Raw genomic sequence first — 795 nt, 5'->3', positions numbered from 1 at the left:
GTTAGGCAACATGCTTTACTAAATATAAAAAACAACTTAAGTTTATAGAGGGAGATCTAATATATGAATGTATTTGACACATTAATAAAACAATCAAAAGATCCTGAAGGTTTCATAGGAAAAGCAATGATACACATTATGAATATTGCACATAAAGAAAGAACAAGATGGGCACTTAATAAGCTGGAAATTGGAAAGGATTCAATTGTCTTGGATGTTGGCTGTGGCGGTGGAAACACTATAAAGATAATATCAAAGGTAGCAACAGAAGGAAAAGTATGTGGGATAGATTATTCAAAAGAATCAGTTGAAACAACAAGAAAAAAGAATAACAAGGCAGTAGAAAAAGGTCTTGTAGAAGTTGTTAGAGCAAGCGTATCAAACATTCCATATTCAGAAGAGACATTTCACGTTGTAACTGCTGTCCAAACACATTTTTATTGGCCAGATTTAAAGAATGATATTAAAGAAGTTTATAGAATAGTTAAGAAAAACGGTATATTTATGATTTCATCAGAATTATATAAGATAAAGTACCATATGAAACATTATAAGACAAATGAAGAACATAAGGGATTGTTTAAAGAAGCTGGATTTGATAATATAAGGATTTTTGAAGATAAAGGATGGCTATGTATCGTTGGAACGAAGCCAATGTAGTGATAATTTCCGTAAATCACGACGCCTAACAAAATATTTCCGTTCGCTACGCACATCCCTTCACCTGGTGCAAGCACCACCAAGAAGAAGGGCTCTGAGGGACCGGGTCAGGGACGTCGGAAATACGAGACGTTA

General features: G+C 34.2%; 1 protein-coding gene. It reads left to right on the top strand.

Annotated elements, in window-relative coordinates; translation table 11 throughout:
• Positions 1-63: 63 nt before the first annotated feature.
• Positions 64-660: a class I SAM-dependent methyltransferase gene (locus C1Y58_RS26285; protein ID WP_105620115.1), complete on the top strand. Its 597-nt coding sequence runs from the start codon at positions 64-66 to the stop codon at positions 658-660.
• The last annotated feature ends 135 nt before the right edge of the window (positions 661-795 follow it).

The sequence above is a fragment of the Vallitalea okinawensis genome (genome assembly GCF_002964605.1).
In the GTDB taxonomy this organism is placed as follows: domain Bacteria; phylum Bacillota; class Clostridia; order Lachnospirales; family PQDH01; genus Vallitalea_A; species Vallitalea_A okinawensis.
Note: the sequence above shows the minus strand (reverse complement) of the source record. Positions and strands in the feature narration are given on the sequence as shown.

What these genes read in the sequence shown, in the direction of transcription:
- C1Y58_RS26285 (WP_105620115.1), top strand. Translation starts at nt 64, where the DNA reads ATGAATGTATTTGACACATTAATAAAACAATCAAAAGATCCTGAAGGT.